Annotated in this window: 15 protein-coding genes; 6 read left to right on the top strand and 9 right to left on the bottom strand. The window is 70.7% G+C overall.

From position 1 onward, the window contains the following. Window positions 1–580 (bottom strand): LysR family transcriptional regulator (locus GRC12_RS30455; protein ID WP_208782762.1); only part of this gene is annotated, 580 nt, incomplete at its 3' end. Between the two features lie 70 nt (window positions 581–650). On the opposite strand from GRC12_RS30455, the gene GRC12_RS30450 reads away from it, so the two are divergent. Beyond that, a complete protein-coding gene (locus tag GRC12_RS30450; protein ID WP_208782761.1) occupies window positions 651–1,814 on the top strand; it encodes a TDT family transporter in 1,164 nt (387 codons plus the stop codon). Here GRC12_RS30450 and GRC12_RS30445 read toward each other — a convergent pair. Next, window positions 1,726–2,427: a helical backbone metal receptor gene (locus tag GRC12_RS30445; protein ID WP_308286673.1), complete on the bottom strand. Its 702-nt coding sequence runs from the start codon at window positions 2,425–2,427 to the stop codon at window positions 1,726–1,728. The two genes, GRC12_RS30450 and GRC12_RS30445, sit on opposite strands and share 89 nt — an antisense overlap. Before the next feature lie 23 nt (window positions 2,428–2,450). Beyond that, window positions 2,451–3,017, bottom strand: a complete 567-nt coding sequence (locus GRC12_RS30440; RefSeq protein ID WP_208782759.1) for a helix-turn-helix domain-containing protein — start codon at window positions 3,015–3,017, stop codon at window positions 2,451–2,453. Between the two features lie 652 nt (window positions 3,018–3,669). Here GRC12_RS30440 and GRC12_RS30435 point away from each other — a divergent pair. From GRC12_RS30435 to GRC12_RS30425, 3 genes are all read left to right on the top strand, one after another. Then, on the top strand, window positions 3,670–4,023 hold the full coding sequence (locus tag GRC12_RS30435; RefSeq protein WP_208782758.1) for a hypothetical protein: 354 nt from the start codon (window positions 3,670–3,672) through the stop codon (window positions 4,021–4,023). 44 nt (window positions 4,024–4,067) lie between these two features. Further along, a complete protein-coding gene (locus GRC12_RS30430) occupies window positions 4,068–4,973 on the top strand; it encodes a 5'-3' exonuclease (RefSeq protein ID WP_208782764.1) in 906 nt (301 codons plus the stop codon). A 100-nt stretch (window positions 4,974–5,073) separates the two neighbouring features. Next, window positions 5,074–5,922 (top strand): siderophore-interacting protein, encoded by an 849-nt coding sequence (locus tag GRC12_RS30425; protein ID WP_208782757.1) that lies wholly within the window; start codon window positions 5,074–5,076, stop codon window positions 5,920–5,922. Between the two features lie 49 nt (window positions 5,923–5,971). On the opposite strand, the gene GRC12_RS30420 is transcribed toward GRC12_RS30425, so the two are convergent. The 3 genes from GRC12_RS30420 to GRC12_RS30410 form a co-directional block, all read right to left on the bottom strand. Further along, window positions 5,972–6,748 carry an ABC transporter permease gene (locus GRC12_RS30420; protein WP_208782756.1) on the bottom strand — a complete coding sequence of 259 codons (777 nt, stop codon included), beginning with the start codon at window positions 6,746–6,748 and terminating at the stop codon, window positions 5,972–5,974. Next, window positions 6,745–7,773 carry an ATP-binding cassette domain-containing protein gene (locus GRC12_RS30415; protein WP_208782755.1) on the bottom strand — a complete coding sequence of 343 codons (1,029 nt, stop codon included), beginning with the start codon at window positions 7,771–7,773 and terminating at the stop codon, window positions 6,745–6,747. The genes GRC12_RS30420 and GRC12_RS30415 overlap by 4 nt, the downstream gene beginning before the upstream one ends. A 182-nt stretch (window positions 7,774–7,955) precedes the next feature. After that, window positions 7,956–8,576, bottom strand: a complete 621-nt coding sequence (locus GRC12_RS30410) for a PadR family transcriptional regulator (RefSeq protein ID WP_208782754.1) — start codon at window positions 8,574–8,576, stop codon at window positions 7,956–7,958. Between the two features lie 230 nt (window positions 8,577–8,806). Between GRC12_RS30410 and GRC12_RS30405 the strand changes: the two genes are divergently transcribed. After that, entirely contained in the window at window positions 8,807–10,324 is a 1,518-nt protein-coding gene (locus GRC12_RS30405; protein ID WP_208782753.1) for an amino acid permease, read from the top strand. A 92-nt stretch (window positions 10,325–10,416) separates the two neighbouring features. Here GRC12_RS30405 and GRC12_RS30400 read toward each other — a convergent pair whose 3' ends face one another. After that, entirely contained in the window at window positions 10,417–11,013 is a 597-nt protein-coding gene (locus tag GRC12_RS30400) for a GNAT family N-acetyltransferase (protein WP_439959912.1), read from the bottom strand. Between the two features lie 36 nt (window positions 11,014–11,049). Beyond that, window positions 11,050–12,075 (bottom strand): terpene synthase family protein, encoded by a 1,026-nt coding sequence (locus tag GRC12_RS30395; RefSeq protein ID WP_208782751.1) that lies wholly within the window; start codon window positions 12,073–12,075, stop codon window positions 11,050–11,052. A 1,021-nt stretch (window positions 12,076–13,096) separates the two neighbouring features. Here GRC12_RS30395 and GRC12_RS30390 point away from each other — a divergent pair. Then, entirely contained in the window at window positions 13,097–14,038 is a 942-nt protein-coding gene (locus GRC12_RS30390) for an RluA family pseudouridine synthase (RefSeq protein ID WP_208782750.1), read from the top strand. A gap of 18 nt (window positions 14,039–14,056) precedes the next feature. Here GRC12_RS30390 and GRC12_RS30385 read toward each other — a convergent pair. Next, the coding region (locus GRC12_RS30385; RefSeq protein WP_244373987.1) for a cytochrome P450 at window positions 14,057–15,493 on the bottom strand (1,437 nt) is incomplete at its 5' end.

Genomic DNA, 15,493 nt, shown 5'->3' with positions numbered 1-15,493 from the left:
CCCACGCGTGCCCCGGCGCCGTCACCACGATCAGCCGGTCGTGCGCGATGACCGCGGAGTCCAGCCCCGCCGGCACGCTCACCCCCTCCACGAACCCGAGATCGGCCTCCCCCGCCAGCAACCGCTCCGCCACGGCGGCGGAGTTCCCGGCGAGCAGGGACACCGCGGTGTCCGGCCGCTCCGCCCGAAGGGCCAGCAGCCACCCCGGCAGCAGATACTCCGCGATCGTCATGCTCGCCGCCACCCGCAGCCGCGAGTCCCGCCGGTCCCGCAGGGCCTGTGCCCCCGCGTCGAAGGCCTCCGCAGCCTCCACGATCCGCCGCGCCCAGTCCGTCACCAGCGCCCCGGCGTCGGTCAGCCGCGACCCCCGGGGGGACCGGTCCACCAGCGCCACGCCCAGCTGCCGTTCCATCGACCGGATCCGGCTGCTCGCCGCGGGCTGGGTGATCCCCATCTCCCGCGCCGCGCCACCGAGACTCCCGAGCCGTGCCACGGCCAGCAGCAGCTCCAGCGCCCCGAGATCCGGCACCCGATGCGCCAGCGGACCCCCGCCCCCCGGCCGCTCCTCCACCTCGCCCATAAGACCAGCTTATGCCCTCATAGAGACAAGGTCCCTGGTCCGCGGTCCGTGCCCGCGCCACCGTGGACCCATGGTCACCGCAGCCCAGCCACTCCCCCGGGCCCTCCCGCGTGCCACGGCCGTCCGTCACCTCGGACCCAACTGGTACGCCACCGTCATGGGCACCGCGATCATCGCGACCGCCGGCGCCGGACTCCCCCTCGACCTCCCCGGTCTGCGGACCGTCTGCGCGGGCGTCTGGGCCCTCTCCCTCGGCCTGCTCGGCACCCTCCTCGCCGCCCGCGCCCTGCACTGGACCCACCACGGCGACCAGGCGCGCGCCCACCTCCTCGACCCCGCCACGGCGCCCTTCTACGGCTGTCTCGCCATGGCGTTGCTGGCCGTCGGCGGCGGTGCCCTGACCGTCGGCCGGGACTGGATCGGCCCACGGGCCGCGCTCGCCCTGGACGCCGTGCTGTTCACCGCCGGTACGGTCACCGGGCTGGCGGCCGCCGTCGTGGTGCCGTACCTCATGGCCGTACGGCACAAGGTGGGGCCGGGGCAGGCCTCGCCCGTGTGGCTGCTGCCCGTCGTGGCGCCGATGGTGTCCGCCGCGCTGGGTCCGATGCTCGTGCCGCATCTGCCGCCCGGGCAGCCGCGGGAGACCCTGCTGCTCGGCTGTCTCGCGATGTTCGGGCTGAGTCTGCTCGCGACCCTGGTGATGCTGCCGCTGGTGTTCGCCCGGCTGATCACCGGCGGCCCGCTGCCGCTCGCGCTCACCCCCTCCCTGTTCCTGGTGCTGGGCCCCCTCGGGCAGTCCACCACCGCCGTCGGCAGGTTCGCGGACTTCGCACCCGGCGTCGTACCGGCCTCCTTGAGCGCGGGGTTCGGGCTCCTCGCCGTGCTGTACGGGGTGCCGGTCATGGGGTTCGCGCTGCTGTGGCTGGGGTTCGCCGTTGCCCAGGTGGTGCGGGCCCGCCGGCAGGGCATGGGGTTCGCGATGACGTGGTGGGCGTTCACCTTCCCGGTCGGCACGTGTGTGACGGGCGCCGAGGCGCTGGCCGGTCATACCGGGCTGGTCGTGTACGACTGGCTCGCGCTCGGGCTGTTCGCCGGGCTCGTGGCCGCCTGGGCGACGGCCGCCGTGCACACCGCGCGCGGTCTGCTCAGCGGCGAGCTGCTCGCAGCGCCTCGCCCAGCGCCCGCGGCGCCTCGGCCAACGACGGCCCGTACCACGTCAGATGCCGTCCGCTGACCAGGGCGCAGGGCACCCCGGGGAAGGCCTCGGGGCCGTCGTCGGCGGTGAAGCGGTAGGGCTCGTCGGGGAGCACGACCAGGTCGGGGGCGGCGGCCCGCAGCTCGTCGAGCGGGACGCGGGGGTAGCGGTCGGGATGGTCCGCGTAGAGATGGTCGACGCCGAGGCGGGCCAGGACGTCACCGGCGAAGGTGTCCCGGCCCAGCACCATCCAGGGACGGCGCCAAATCGGCACGACGGCCGTCGTACGGGCATCCGGCACGGGCAGCGACGACCACGTCTCCTCCGCCTCCTCCAGCCATCGCGGCCGGGATCCGGCTCCGCACGCCTGCAGCACCCTCGCCAGTTCCCGGAAGGCCTGCGGCACGTCCCGCACCTCGGTCACCAGGACCTCGACTCCCGCCTCGCGCAGGGCGGTCAGGTCGGGCTCGCGGTTCTCCTCCTCGTTGGCGATCACCAGGTCGGGCGCGAGCGCGAGGACGGTGTCCAGCTTGGGGTTCTTGGTGCCGCCCACGCGGGGGACGTCGAGGTGCGCGGGGTGGGTGCACCAGTCCGTGACGCCGACGAGGGCGCCGGGGACGGACACCGCCACCGCCTCGGTCAGCGAGGGCACGAGCGAGACGACACGGGGCGGCACTAGCGCGACCGGTCCCGGACCGCCTCGATGTGCTCGGCCACCGCGACGACGATCACGCGCGTGTCCGACACGGTCGCCCGCCAGCGGTGCCGCACGCCGCCCGTCAGGTACAGGGTGTCGCCGCGGCCGAGCCGGTAGGCCCGCCCCTCCGCCTCGATCTCCACGGCGCCGTCGGCGACGTACATCAACTGGTCGTTGCGGTACTGGAATTCACGGCCGGCGTCATGATCGCCGACGAACTCCGAGGCGTGCATCTGGTGGTGACCGCGCACCAGCGAGCGCACCGCGGGTTCGAGCAGGGGCTCGGCGCCCTCGGCGCGGACGACGTCGACGCTGCACGCCGGGTCGGCCGCCGCGAGGAGCTCCACGGCCGTCGTGCGCAGGGCGTCGGCGACCTTCTCCAGGGACGCCCGGCTGGGCCGCGCCCTGTCGTTCTCGATCTGGCTCAGGAAGGGGACGGACAGGCCGCTGCGCTCGGCCACGACGGCGAGGGTGAGCTCGAGCGTGCGACGGCGGCGCCGCACGGCCGCGCCCACGCGCAGGGGCTGCTCTTTGTGGTCGCCCATCGCTCCGGCTCCCTCCTTCGCTCGTCCGCCGGTGTGCCGTACTCCTGATGAGTTCTCTGCACCTTACGCAGGTTCGGCAAACCGTTTCATGCGCCCGTCACACACTGGTAAACAACGCATGCGGTCAATCCGCCAACTCTCGCCAGTAGACCAGTTCCCCGCCTTCACCGGGCAGGGATTCCTTCTTCGGGACGAAGACGCTGGCCGGCGGGGGCGCGCGGCCGTCCGGGCCGGGCGCCGGGGCGAGGCGCGCGCCTACGGCTCACGGGAGCGCCCGCCGCGCGGGGGCGACGGCCACCGCCGCTTCCCGCCCGGCATCGAGGTCGCTCCCCTTTTAACAATGCGCGACGGCCCCCCTGTGTTCCCGTTCGTGGCCGGGCGTTCACACCGCGATCATGACTGTGATCAGGCCTTGCGGGTGGGTGAGTGAAGTCTCTTGACGGGGCGCGCAGTTGGCGATTCAAGGGGTGCCGGGCGGCTGCTCCCCCGTCGCTGCCGCGCCCTGCGTGCGCCCGGTGGCGGGACCAGCTGGACTGCCTGTGGCACCGACGCCGCGTTCATGCTTGGGTGAGGGCGTAGCGCTATGTGGTTGGCCGGATTCTTCTCGTACCGGAGGGCCGCCGCGGCACTTCACACGGATCATGGGGGAACTGTGGAACGACCGGACGACACCGTCCCGTCCGCCGTGCGCTTCGCGACGGAGCTGGTGGCCTGGGTGGCGACACCCTGGGCGCTGTGGCCGCACTCCTGGGCGCTGTCGGCGCTCTCCCTGGTGGTGCTGATCGGCCTTCCGGCCGTCCTCTCCACGCCGGGCGACAAGGAGAACGTGGTCGTCGCCGTGCCGGGACGGGTCACGGTCCTGTTCGTGCTGCTGGAGCTGGGTGCCGCCGTGGCGTCGGCGTGGTGGATCTGGCCGGTGTGGGCGGCCGTCCCGGTGACGCTGCTGGCCGCGGCCGCGCTGGTCACCGAGCGGCCCCGCTGGCGCTGGCTGCTCTCCGGCGGGTGACTGTCGGTCCCGTGCGGCATGATGCGAGCGTGACCGGACGACTGATGCTTCTCGACACCGCCTCGCTCTACTTCCGCGCCTACTTCGGCGTCCCGGAGTCCGTGAAGGCTCCGGACGGCACGCCGGTGAACGCCGTGCGCGGCCTGCTGGAGTTCATCGACCGCCTGGTCAAGGACCACCGTCCCGACCATCTGGTGGCCTGCATGGACGCCGACTGGCGCCCGCAGTGGCGGGTCGACCTCATCCCCTCCTACAAGGCGCACCGCGTCGCCGAGGAGCACGAGGCGGGCCCGGACGAGGAGGAGGTGCCCGACACGCTGTCGCCGCAGGTGCCCGTCATCGAGGCGGTCCTGGACGCGCTCGGCATCGCGCGCGTGGGCGTGGAGCCGTACGAGGCCGACGACGTCATCGGCACGTTCACGGCGCGGGCGAAGGGCCCGGTCGACATCGTCACCGGCGACCGCGACCTGTACCAGCTCGTCTCCGACGCGCGCGGGGTGCGGGTTCTGTACCCGCTCAAGGGCGTGGGCACGCTGCAGCTGACGGACGAGGCGTGGCTGCGGGAGAAGTATGGGGTGGACGGGCCTGGGTACGCGGATCTGGCGCTGCTGCGCGGCGACCCGAGCGACGGCCTGCCGGGCGTGCCCGGCATCGGCGAGAAGACGGCCGCGAAGCTGCTCGCCGAGTTCGGGGACCTGGCCGGGATCATGGCCGCGGTCGACGACCCCCGGGCCAAACTCACGCCGTCGCAGCGCAAGCGGCTCGACGAGGCACGGCCCTACGTCGCTGTCGCGCCGAAGGTCGTCAAGGTCGCCGACGATGTTCCGCTGCCGGACGTCGACACGGCCCTGCCGCACGCTCCGCGCGACGCGGCGGCACTGCGGGAGCTGGCGGCCCGCTGGGGGCTGGGCGGCTCGTTGCAGCGGCTGCTGACGACCCTGGGCGCGTGAGCGACCTTCTTGTTTTGGTAATGCTCGCCCTCATCGAGGTGTTGCCCAGGGGAGAGATGCTAACTTAGGTAAGCCTAAGCAAGAAGCATGGGAGGCCGTCATGGCAGAACGTCCGGCCCGCAGGCCGCGCAAGCCGCACTCCGCGCAGGTCGTCCGTACGGAACGGCTGACCCCGCACATGCAGCGCGTGGTCCTCGGCGGCGAGTCTCTCGCCGGTTTCGCGGCCGACACCTGCACCGACCACTACGTGAAGCTGCTGTTCCCGCCGGCCGAGGGCATCACCTATCCCGAGCCCTTCGACATGGAGCGCATCCGCGAGGAACTGCCGCGCGAGCAGTGGCCGGTGACCCGGACGTACACCGTGCGCGCCTTCGACCCCGAGTCCCTCGAGCTGACCCTGGACTTCGTCATCCACGGCGACGAGGGCCTGGCCGGCCCTTGGGCGATGCGGGTCCAGCCGGGCGAGACCGTGCGCTTCATGGGCCCCGGCGGCGCCTACGCCCCCGATCCGAGCGCCGACTGGCATCTGCTGGCGGGCGACGAGAGCGCCCTGCCGGCGATCGCCCGTGCCCTGGAGTCGCTGCCCCGCGGCGTCACCGCCCACGCCTTCGTCGAGGTCTCCGGTCCCGAGGAGGAGCAGAAGATCGACTCCGACGTGGACGTCGTCTGGCTGCACCGCGGTGACCGGCCGGTCGGCGAGCTGCTGTGCGAGACCGTACGGGCGCTGGAGTTCCCCGAGGGCCGGCCGCACGCGTTCGTGCACGGCGAGGCGCACTTCGTGAAGGAGCTGCGGCAACTGCTGCGGGTCGAGCTGCAGATCCCGCGCGAGGACCTGTCGATCTCCGGTTACTGGCGTCTCGGCCACAACGAGGACGGCTGGCAGGCCTCCAAGCGGGAGTGGAACGCGCGCATCGAGGCGGAGCAGGAGGGCGCGGCGCCGGCCGCGTGAGACGTCCGAAGGGGCGGCACCCGTGCCGGGTGCCGCCCCTTCGCCGTGCTCACACCGATCGCTGGTAGGACCGGAACGTCCTGATCGACAGCCACACGGCCGCCACGGCGAGCGCCAGCAGTCCCCCGCCGCGACTGAGCACGTCACCCCAGTCCGGGTGCTCCGAGAGGGCGGAACGGCCCGCGACCATGGCCCAGTTGAGCGGGTTGAAGTCGGCGATGTGCCGCATCCATGCGGGCATCTGCGAGGGTGCCATGAAGGCGCTCGACAGGAACGTCAGCGGCAGCAGCAGGAAGGTGTTGATGCCGATGATCGACTCCCGCTCCCGCACCAGCATGCCGAGCGCGTTGGACAGTGCCCCGAAGATCGTGCCGAGCAGCACGGAGGCGAGGACCAGGATCGCCACCCCGCCCACGCCTCCGGGGTAGTCGGCGCCGCCGGCCAGGGCGAGCAGCACGATGACGACCGATTGGAACGCGGTGACCAGGCCGTTGTTGACGACATTGCCGTTCATCAGCGCGGCCCGGCTGACCGGCGTGGTCAGGAACCGGTTGAGCGTGCCGCGCTGGATCTCCTCCAACGTGCCCATGCCGGCCCACATGTTGGAGCTGAGGGCACTCATCACGACCACGCCCGGGACCAGGTAGTCGAGGTAGGTGGTCGTGCCGAAGCCGCCCAGCTCGACGACCTTCTTGAAGAGGCTGCCGAACAGGAACAGCCAGATCACCGGCTGGATCAGCGTGATGATGGCGTAGGCGGGCTGCCTGGTGAACACCATGAGCTGACGCTGGGTCATGTACCAGGTCTGGGAGAGGGCCGTGCTCATCGGGCACCTCCGGCGAGGACGAGGCGGTCGGTGGCTTCGGCGTCGGCCTCGGAGTAACGGCGGCCGGCGTAACGGAGGTAGACGTCGTCGAGGGAGGGCCGGGCGACGGTGGCGGCGGCGACTCCCACACCGGCCCGCTCCAGGGCGGCGAGCAGGGCTGGTACGGCGGCTGCCCCGTCGTCGGCGCGGACGCTGATGCGGCGGCCGTCGACGAGGACCTCGTGCATGCCGGGCAGTCCGCCCAGGGCGCCGTCGAGGAGCGTGCGGCCGGCTTCTCCGACCGTCTCGCGCAGCTCCAGGTGGACGGCGTCGCCGCGCAGTTCACCCTTCAGGGAGTCCGGGGTGCCCTCCACCACGACCCGGCCGCGGTCGACGATCGCGACCCGCTCGGCGAGCCGGTCGGCCTCGTCCAGGTAGTGCGTGGTGAGCAGGATCGTCAGGCCCTCCTCCCCCGCCAGCCGGTCGATCTCGTCCCACATCGCGGTGCGGGCCTCGGGGTCGAGGCCGGTGGTGGGCTCGTCCAGGAAGAGCACCTCGGGCCGGTGCACCAGGCCGAGGGCGACGTCGAGGCGGCGCCGCATACCGCCGGAGTAGCCCTTGACCGGGCGCCGGCCGGCGTCGGTCAGGCTGAAGCGCTCCAGCAGCTCGTCCACCCGCTCGTTGAGCGCGGGGCCCCTCAACCCGTAGAGCCTGCCCTGTAGTTGGAGGTTCTCCCGGCCGGTGGCGACCGGGTCGGAGCCGGAGCCCTGGGCGACCACGCCGATCGCGCGGCGCACCCGGTCGGGGTGGCGCAACACGTCGTGCCCGGCGACGGTGGCGGAGCCGGAGTCGGGCCTGGCCAGGGTGGTGAGGATCTTGACGGTGGTGGACTTGCCGGCGCCGTTGGGGCCGAGGAGCCCGAAGACGGTGCCGGGTTCGACGGTGATCTCCATGCCGTTGAGGGCGGTGACCTCGCCGGGGTAGGTCTTGATCAGCTGACGCGCCGCTACCGCGGGCGCACGGGTACTGCCATGGGTACTGCTCATGACGACTGCTCTCCTGAGTGAGCGGATGACGACTGATCCGCGTGAGCAGCGCCGGGCTATCCTGGGTGTGCCGCACCTCGATCGCCTGGCCTGCCGCACGGCGGAGTCAGTTCGGGGTTCGCGACCCCGGCGGAGCTGCTGCAACAGCCCTGCCGGGGTCCTTCATGTCTCCTTGGGTTTGGCTATGTGAACTCCGGTGGCAGCTCCCCCGTCTCATGGAAGCGGCGCCACCCGTCGACGCCCGGCAGCGAGCCCTTCTCGATCTCCTCCAGGAAACCGCGGACCCATTCCGTCTGCGCCTCGACCATGTGCACCTGGTACTCGACCTCGACGAGGAAGAGCCTGGGGAGCGTCTCGTACAGCTTCGCCAGCGCCGCCCGTCCGCTCACCGCCTCCACCTCGAGGTTCTTGAGCCGCTCCTTGAGGAGCCGCACCACCTCGTCGGGGTGCAGCACCGCGAGGAAGGACAGCGCGGTCTCGAAGATCGGGAACTCCTTGGCCGGGACGGCCAGCAGGTCCGACAGCCACTCCGACGCCTCCTGCCGGCCCGCGTCGGTCAGTCCGTAGACCGTGCGCTCGGGCCGGTTGCCCGCCCGCTCGACGTCGGCGACCTCGACGAAGCCGTGCTTCTCCAGGTTCTGCACGACCGTGTACAGCGAGCCGTACTTGATCTTCGTGGTGGCGTCCTTGCCCTGACTGCGCAGGGTCTGGGCGATCTCGTACGGGTGCATCGGCTTCTGCCAGAGGGTGACCAGCACGGCGAGCGCCAGCGGGTTGCTGAGCTTTCGGCGCTGCATCGCCATGACCGTCACCTCATCTCTCCGTCGCCGAATATCCGTGGACGAACATATCGCGACGGTCGGACACTCGTCAATACACACGATGTATCGCGTTCGGCTGTGCATAGCAAGGGCGTGAGGACTTGGGCCCGCCCCCGACACGACGGCGTGACGCGGGCGAAACAGGCCGTCCCTAATTTCTGTCGCCTGACAGGAATCAGCTCGCAGGAACCGCGCCGAAGGCAGGTGCCGCCGTGCCGTCAACCGACCATTCCCTCGCCGAGTTCGGCTATCGCCAGGAACTGCACCGCAGCCTGGGCCGGTACGCCTCCTTCGCGGCCGGGTTCTCCTTCATCTCCGTCCTGACGACGGTCTTCCAGTTCTTCGCCTTCGGGTACGCCTTCGGCGGCCCCGTCTTCTTCTGGGCCTGGCCGGCGGTGCTGGTCGGCCAGCTCCTGGTGGCCGCGTGCTTCGCCGAACTCGCGGCGCGCTACCCCATCTCGGGCGCGATCTACCAGTGGTCCACACGCCTGTCCAACGTCACCTTCGGCTGGTTCGCCGGCTGGATCATGGTGATCGGACAGATCGTGGTGGTCGCGGCGGCGGCTCTGGCCCTGCAGATGGTGCTCCCGGCGATCTGGTCCGGCTTCCAGCTCGTCGGCAGCGACCCGGCGGTGACGTCGACGGACGGCGCGGCGAACGCGGCGGTGCTCGGCGTGATCCTGCTGGTGCTGACCACGCTGGTGAACATCGTGGACAACCGCGTGCTGTCCGTGATCAACCGGGTCGGTGTGACCGCCGAGATCATCGGCGCGCTCCTGATCGTCGTCCTGCTGCTCACCCACTCCAAGCGCTCCCCCGGCATCACCTTCCACACCGGGAACGCGGCGAGCTCCGGCCTGCTGGGCGCGCTGCTGGTCGGCTCGTTCACGGCGGCCTACGTGATGATCGGCTTCGACAGCGCCGGTGAGATGAGCGAGGAGACGCACAACCCCCGCCGCACCGCGCCCCGTACGATCCTCACCGCGCTCGGCGCCGCGGGTCTGCTGGGCGGTCTGGTCATCCTCGGCGGACTGCTCGCCGCGCCCAGCCTGACCGACGGGCACCTGGGCGTCGACGGCCTCAGCTACGTCCTGACCAGCCGCCTCGGCGACGGCGTCGGCAAGGTGCTGCTCGCCGACGTGGTCGTGGCCATCGCGGTGGCGACCCTGGCCATCCAGACGGCGGCCTGCCGCATGCTCTTCTCCATGGCCCGCGACGGACAGCTCCCCTTCTCCCGCCGCCTGGCGCACGTCAACCCGCGCACCGGGATGCCCAGCGTCCCCGCGGTGGTGGTCGGCGTCCTCGCGGCGGCCCTGCTCCTGCTCAACTTCGCCTCCCCGGACGCCTTCCTGGCCATCGGCACCACCTGCATCGTGATGCTGTACCTGGCGTACGCGATGGTCACCGGCCCGCTCCTGATCCGCCGCCTGCGCGGCGAGTTCAGCGCGCGGGGCACCGACGAGACGGGCGCGAAGCTCTTCTCACTCGGCCGCTGGGGCATCCCGGTCAACGCCCTGGCCCTGCTCTACGGCCTCGCCATGACCGTCAACCTGGCCTGGCCCCGGGCCGCGGTGTACGACCCGGCGGGCGGCCACTGGTACTTCCAGTGGTTCACGGTCCTGTTCCTCGCCGCCACGCTGCTGACGGGCGCCGCCTACCGGGCGTACCGCAGGACGTCGGAGGCGGGAGGTCCCGTACCGGAGCCGGCGGTTCAGGAAGCGGCCGTGTAGCGGGGCGGCACGCTCTCGGACCCGTCCAGCAGGCGTCTCGCACCCCTCCGGCTCGCGCGAGGCAGTGCCACGCACCGGCAACCGCCCGTCGGTCAGGCGCTGTCCTCGCGCAGGCGGGCGTGCAGGTGCATGTCGTGCCAGCCGTCCTGGTGGTAGGCGGCACGGCGCTTGGTGCCCTCCAGGGTGAAGCCGGTCTTCGCGGCGACGCGGCACGAGGCCCGGTTGGCGGTGGCGTGCAGGAGCTCGAGGCGGTGGAAGCCGATCTCGTCGAAGGCCCAACGGGTCAGGGTGTTGGTCGCGCGGACGGCGACGCCCTGGCCGCGGGCCGCCGCCGCGGTCCAGTACGCGACCTTGCCCAGTCCCTCGACGAGCCGGATGTCACGCAGCGCCACCCGGCCCATCAGCCGGTCGGTCTCCGCGTCAACCACGGCCCACTGGGCGTTGCGCTCGCCCTCCCACTCCTTCTGCCACTCCCGGATCCACCCGGCGGCCTCCTCCTCGGAGTCACTGCGCCGGATGTGCCACTGATGCATGAGCGGATCCTGGAACGCCTCATGCACAGCCCCCGCGTCCTCCCCCCGCCAGGGCCGCAGCACCAGCCCGTCCCCGGTGGAAAGCACAGGCTGCGGCCCCCGAGCGAGGGCCCCGTCGGGCAACACGACATCGGCAGTGAACGGCATGCACGGCATCCTGCCAAGCGGGGGGTGCGGGGGCCCAACGGTTTTCTACGGAGACACCGATGTGAGGTTCGCGGGATGGAGCTGGCCGGTCACACCCGAGCCCAGGGCGCTGGCCGTGTACGGGGAATACCGGCCGTTGATGCGGCTCCAGTCATAACTGCCGCGTATCCACGTGAACATGGCGCTCGTATAGCGCCGGACCTTGTCGGTCTCTTCGCTCGTGAGCCCGAGACGGGTGCAGAACAGAGGAGTCCGTTTCGCTAGCGCGAAAAGCCTGGCGACCGCCGACTGAACGAGGGCGACCGCCATTTCTATGGCTTCAGGCCGGGAGCAGTCGCGTTCTCGTACAAGGCAGTGCACCAGATTCGGATCGCCCCGCGCGTCGTCGTTCTCCAGGGACATCACCTCGTTGATGAGTTTGACCGCGTCGACGGCCGCTTGTCGCATGGACTCCAAATGGCTGCTGTGCCAGATGAGCTGTGGGATCTCGAAGTGTCCCACCCTTTCGGCCAGATCCAGCGACGGCACCAGTCCGAGAGTGCGGTGGCCGATCCTCATCCGGGTGGCGAAGTCCTGCGGGACCCAGGTGCGGCGGTCGATTTCCTCGGTGAGATTTCCCGTGAGGTAGTCCACCCAGTTGTGTGCGGCCCGCTGCCGCCATTCCTCGGACATGCCGATCCCGGCTCGGCACCAGATGTCCGCGAAAGCCCTCACGAGTGGTGCGCTGTGCCTGCCCGCCCGCGGCACTGGGTCGCGGAGGAGGGCGATGAGCCGGTGGCACACGTCTACGGCTTCCTCGGCCCTGTGCCCCGCGGGGACGTCGAAGAGGTCGTCGAACAGGAAGAACCAGCCCATGGTGTCGAAGGCCAGATCGAGGTCATCACCCTCGACGTCCGGGTAGCTGTAGGCGGCCAGGTCCGCCACTGCGGAGAAAACATAGCGTTGGGCGGCCTTTTCCCCCAGCACCAGTTCCTGATGGCGCATCCATTGCAGATTACGTTCCCTTGCGGCCGCCAGACCGGAGTTCAGCCGGAAAGGTATGGGCAACTCGATGGTGACGTTCTGGGGCATGAATCTCTCCCAGTTTCTGCTCAAGGTGCATTTTCTCCGTGGCCAGATCACAACGCTGAATGTACGGCCGAGGGATGCGCGTCAACCTCATTCGGGTGAGCGCCAAGACGACGGAGGATCCAAGAAATCGTCCGGAATTCGGACAGGATATCCCGTCATGGCCTTCTCCGATCGCTGCTACGGGCGCACGGATCGGGGCTGAGGTGAGTATGCGCAGTCGCCGACCACAGCCACATATCAGAGCGCGCCTTGCCGTCGGGTGCGGGGGCGTCGGAAGTATCGTCGACGACCTCGTCCAAGTGCTCGGATGGAGCAGTCTCAGCCTGTTGGCGATTTCGCGGCAGAGTAACAGATGTATCTACCAAGCGGCGAGGGCGAGTTGGTCACCGGGGAGAACGGGCGCCGGTTCACGTCCCTGCGGTCGGCCGTCAGATCAGCGGACGCGCCGGCGCCAAGCCCCTCCCCCGGGCCGTGCGTTCATACGCTGCTGGACCACACCGTGCCGACAGCGCCCGTCCCACAGTCCGTCTCTGGTCCACGTACATCACCCCACGCGCCCTGTCCACAGAAGGAGCGGGCCGCTCCAAGTCCGCTTGTACGACGTGGACGAGCCATACAACTGTGCCAGCCGCACGCCGCCGCGGGAAGGCGCACGCGTCTACGTGTTGATGCGTACCCGACCTACGGTGTGCGCCCCCGAACAACACCCCACTCAGTACGCGCCACCACGGGAAGCGCACGTCACGCACCTCGCACCCCCGATGCGCCCCCAGGGGTCCGCTTTCACGCAACGGGCCGCCCAGGCTCCGCCGTTGACTCGAATGTCTTCAACTGTTTCGGTTCGCAACTGTTTCGAGTCGCACACATGTTTCTGTCGCAACGAAATATTCGCGAATCCCGGCCTCGACGGATCACCGAGCGGTATTCCGAATTCGCCCAGGCGTTCGTCCGGACGGGGCTCAGCTGGTTTCCGCCCTTCTGATCGCATCGCCGTCCGTGCCACCTCGTACGCTTGATCATGATGAGACGCCGGACCCCGCCCCCGCCCTCTCCCCTGCCGCAGCGCGACGGGGTGGACCCGGTGCGGGTGCGGTTGCCGGCCGAGGGAGCCTGGGCGACCGTACGGGATCATCTCGTGGCGCGACTGGCGGCTGGGGCAAGTGTGATCGACGAGATGCTGGACGCGGGACGGATCGTCGATGCCGCCGGTCGCCCGGTGTCACGCGAGACGGCGTACCTGCCGGGGATGTACGTGTGGTTCCACCGCGAGCTGCCCGACGAGGAGCGGGTGCCGTTCGCCGTCGACGTCGTCTACCAGGACGAGCACGTGGTGGTGGCCGACAAGCCGCACTTCCTGGCCACCACCCCCCGTGGCAGCCATGTCGCCGAGACGGCGCTGGCGCGGCTGCGGCGGGAGCTGGGTGTGCCGACGCTGGGCGCCGCCCACCGGCTGGACCGGCTGACGGCCGGCTTGGTGCTGTTCACGGTACGGCCCGAGGAGCGCGGCGCGTACCAGTCCCTGTTCCGCGACCGGAGGGTGGGCAAGGAGTACGAGGCGGTGGCTGCGTACGACCCCGGGCTGGATCTGCCGCGCACCGTGCGCAGCAGGATCGTCAAGGAGCGCGGGGTACTGGCCGCTCGTGAGGTCGAGGGCGAGCCCAACGCCGTCAGCCGGATCGAGCTGCTGGAGCACCGCCACGGACTGGCCCGGTACCGGCTGCTGCCGAGTACCGGGCAGACGCACCAACTGCGGGTCCACATGAGCGCCTTGGGGGTGCCGATCCTCGGCGATCCCCTCTATCCGGTGGTGGCCGGCCCCGTGGCGGCCGGTGACTTCCGGCGCCCGCTCCAACTACTGGCGCGGGTGCTGGAGTTCACCGACCCGATCACGGGACGCGAGCACCGGTTCGTCAGCCCGCGGGTGCTGCGGGCCTGGTCGTCGTACGACGAGTGGGCCGAGTGACCTTCGCAGGCCGGTCGGTCACTCGCCACGCCACCAGCGCAGGAACCGCTGGAACATGCTCGGCCGGCGGGCCGGTTCGGGCATGGAGACCGGCGTGGGCGTGGGCGGCATGACCGGGACGGGAGGCTCCGGGACCGTCACCTGGGGCAGGGGTGTGCCGATCTGCCAGTCGCTGGGGCGCTGTTGCGACGCCAGCGGATGCGCGGGGCGCGCCATGACGTCCTGCTGGGGCTTGGGCGCGAACTTCACCGGCAGTTCCACCAGATGCCGGTTCGAGATGGTCTCCCGCCAACGCAACTCGTCCTCCTCGCAGGCGAGTTGGACATCCGGCAGACGCGTCAGCAGCGCGTCGACGCCGACGTCGGCGATGGCGCGGCCGATGTCCTGACCCGGGCACTCGTGGGGACCGCCGCCGAAGGCGAGGTGGGAGCGGTTGCCCTGCATGTTCGCCGTGAGGTCGGGCCGGACCCGCGGGTCGACGTTGCCCGGCGCGATGCCGAGGATGAGGGCGTCGCCCTTGCGGATGCGCTGCCCGCCCAACTCGGTGTCCTGCTTGGCGACGTAGGGAAGAACAGTGCTGAACGGCGGCTCGTCCCACAGCGACTGCTCGACGGCCTGGGGCACCGTCATCTGGCCGCCGCTGAGCCGGGCGCGGAACCCCGGGTCGGTGAGCACCACCCGCAGTACGTTGGCGAGCAGGTTGGCGGTGGCCTCGTACGACGCGACCAGGATGATGCGCAGGTGCTGGCCGACCTCGTCGTCGGTGAGCCCCGCCGGGTGGTTGATCAGATGGCTGGTGAAGTCGTCCTGGGGATCGGCCCGGCGGCGGGCGGTGAGCCGCATCAGTACGTCCATCAGATACGCGTTGCTGGCGATCGCCGTCTCGGTGCCCTTGGGCATGTCACGTGCCGCCTGCACGATGCGGTCGTTGTACTCCTCGGGCATGCCGAGGATCTCGCACATCACCATCATCGGCAGATGCTCGGCGAACTGGCTGACCAGGTCGGCCCTGCCCGTCTCGCAGAACTGGTTGACGAGGTGCTGGGTCGCGCGGTTGATGTGGCGGCGGATACCGCGGTGGTCGATGGTCGACATGGCGCCCGTCACGGCACCACGCAGCCGCTGGTGCTCCTCGCCCTCGGCGTGGACGCAGATGGGCTGCCAGGCGAAGTGCGGCATGAGCGGATGGTCGGGCTTGACCGTGCCGTCCTGCAGGGCGGTCCACAGCCGGGTGTTACGGCAGAACTGCGACGGCGAGCGCACCATGTGCATGTTCTCGGTGTGGCCCAGGACGACCCAGATCGGAACGTCCTCGTGCAGCAGCGTGGGTGCCACCGGGCCGTGCTCGCTGCGCAGCTTCTCGTACAGGGCCCCCAGGTCCTCCGCCTCAGGCCCGTAAAGCCGCCGCAACCCACCCGGCCCGATGCCGTGCGCCGGGCAGCCGGGGGGTGGGGC

It is taken from the genome of Streptomyces griseorubiginosus, from assembly GCF_017614965.1.
Classification (GTDB): Bacteria; Actinomycetota; Actinomycetes; order Streptomycetales; family Streptomycetaceae; genus Streptomyces; species Streptomyces griseorubiginosus_B.
Note: the sequence above shows the minus strand (reverse complement) of the source record. Positions and strands in the feature narration are given on the sequence as shown.

Bases quoted from the DNA above. Each gene is read 5' to 3' on its own strand.
- GRC12_RS30450 (WP_208782761.1), top strand. From the start codon at position 651: ATGGTCACCGCAGCCCAGCCACTCCCCCGGGCCCTCCCGCGTGCCACG.
- GRC12_RS30440 (WP_208782759.1), bottom strand. From the start codon at position 3,017: ATGGGCGACCACAAAGAGCAGCCCCTGCGCGTGGGCGCGGCCGTGCGG.
- GRC12_RS30430 (WP_208782764.1), top strand. From the start codon at position 4,068: ATGCTTCTCGACACCGCCTCGCTCTACTTCCGCGCCTACTTCGGCGTC.
- GRC12_RS30425 (WP_208782757.1), top strand. From the start codon at position 5,074: ATGGCAGAACGTCCGGCCCGCAGGCCGCGCAAGCCGCACTCCGCGCAG.
- GRC12_RS30420 (WP_208782756.1), bottom strand. From the start codon at position 6,748: ATGAGCACGGCCCTCTCCCAGACCTGGTACATGACCCAGCGTCAGCTC.
- GRC12_RS30415 (WP_208782755.1), bottom strand. From the start codon at position 7,773: ATGAGCAGTACCCATGGCAGTACCCGTGCGCCCGCGGTAGCGGCGCGT.
- GRC12_RS30410 (WP_208782754.1), bottom strand. From the start codon at position 8,576: ATGGCGATGCAGCGCCGAAAGCTCAGCAACCCGCTGGCGCTCGCCGTG.
- GRC12_RS30400 (WP_439959912.1), bottom strand. From the start codon at position 11,013: ATGCCGTGCATGCCGTTCACTGCCGATGTCGTGTTGCCCGACGGGGCC.
- GRC12_RS30395 (WP_208782751.1), bottom strand. From the start codon at position 12,075: ATGCCCCAGAACGTCACCATCGAGTTGCCCATACCTTTCCGGCTGAAC.
- GRC12_RS30390 (WP_208782750.1), top strand. From the start codon at position 13,097: ATGAGACGCCGGACCCCGCCCCCGCCCTCTCCCCTGCCGCAGCGCGAC.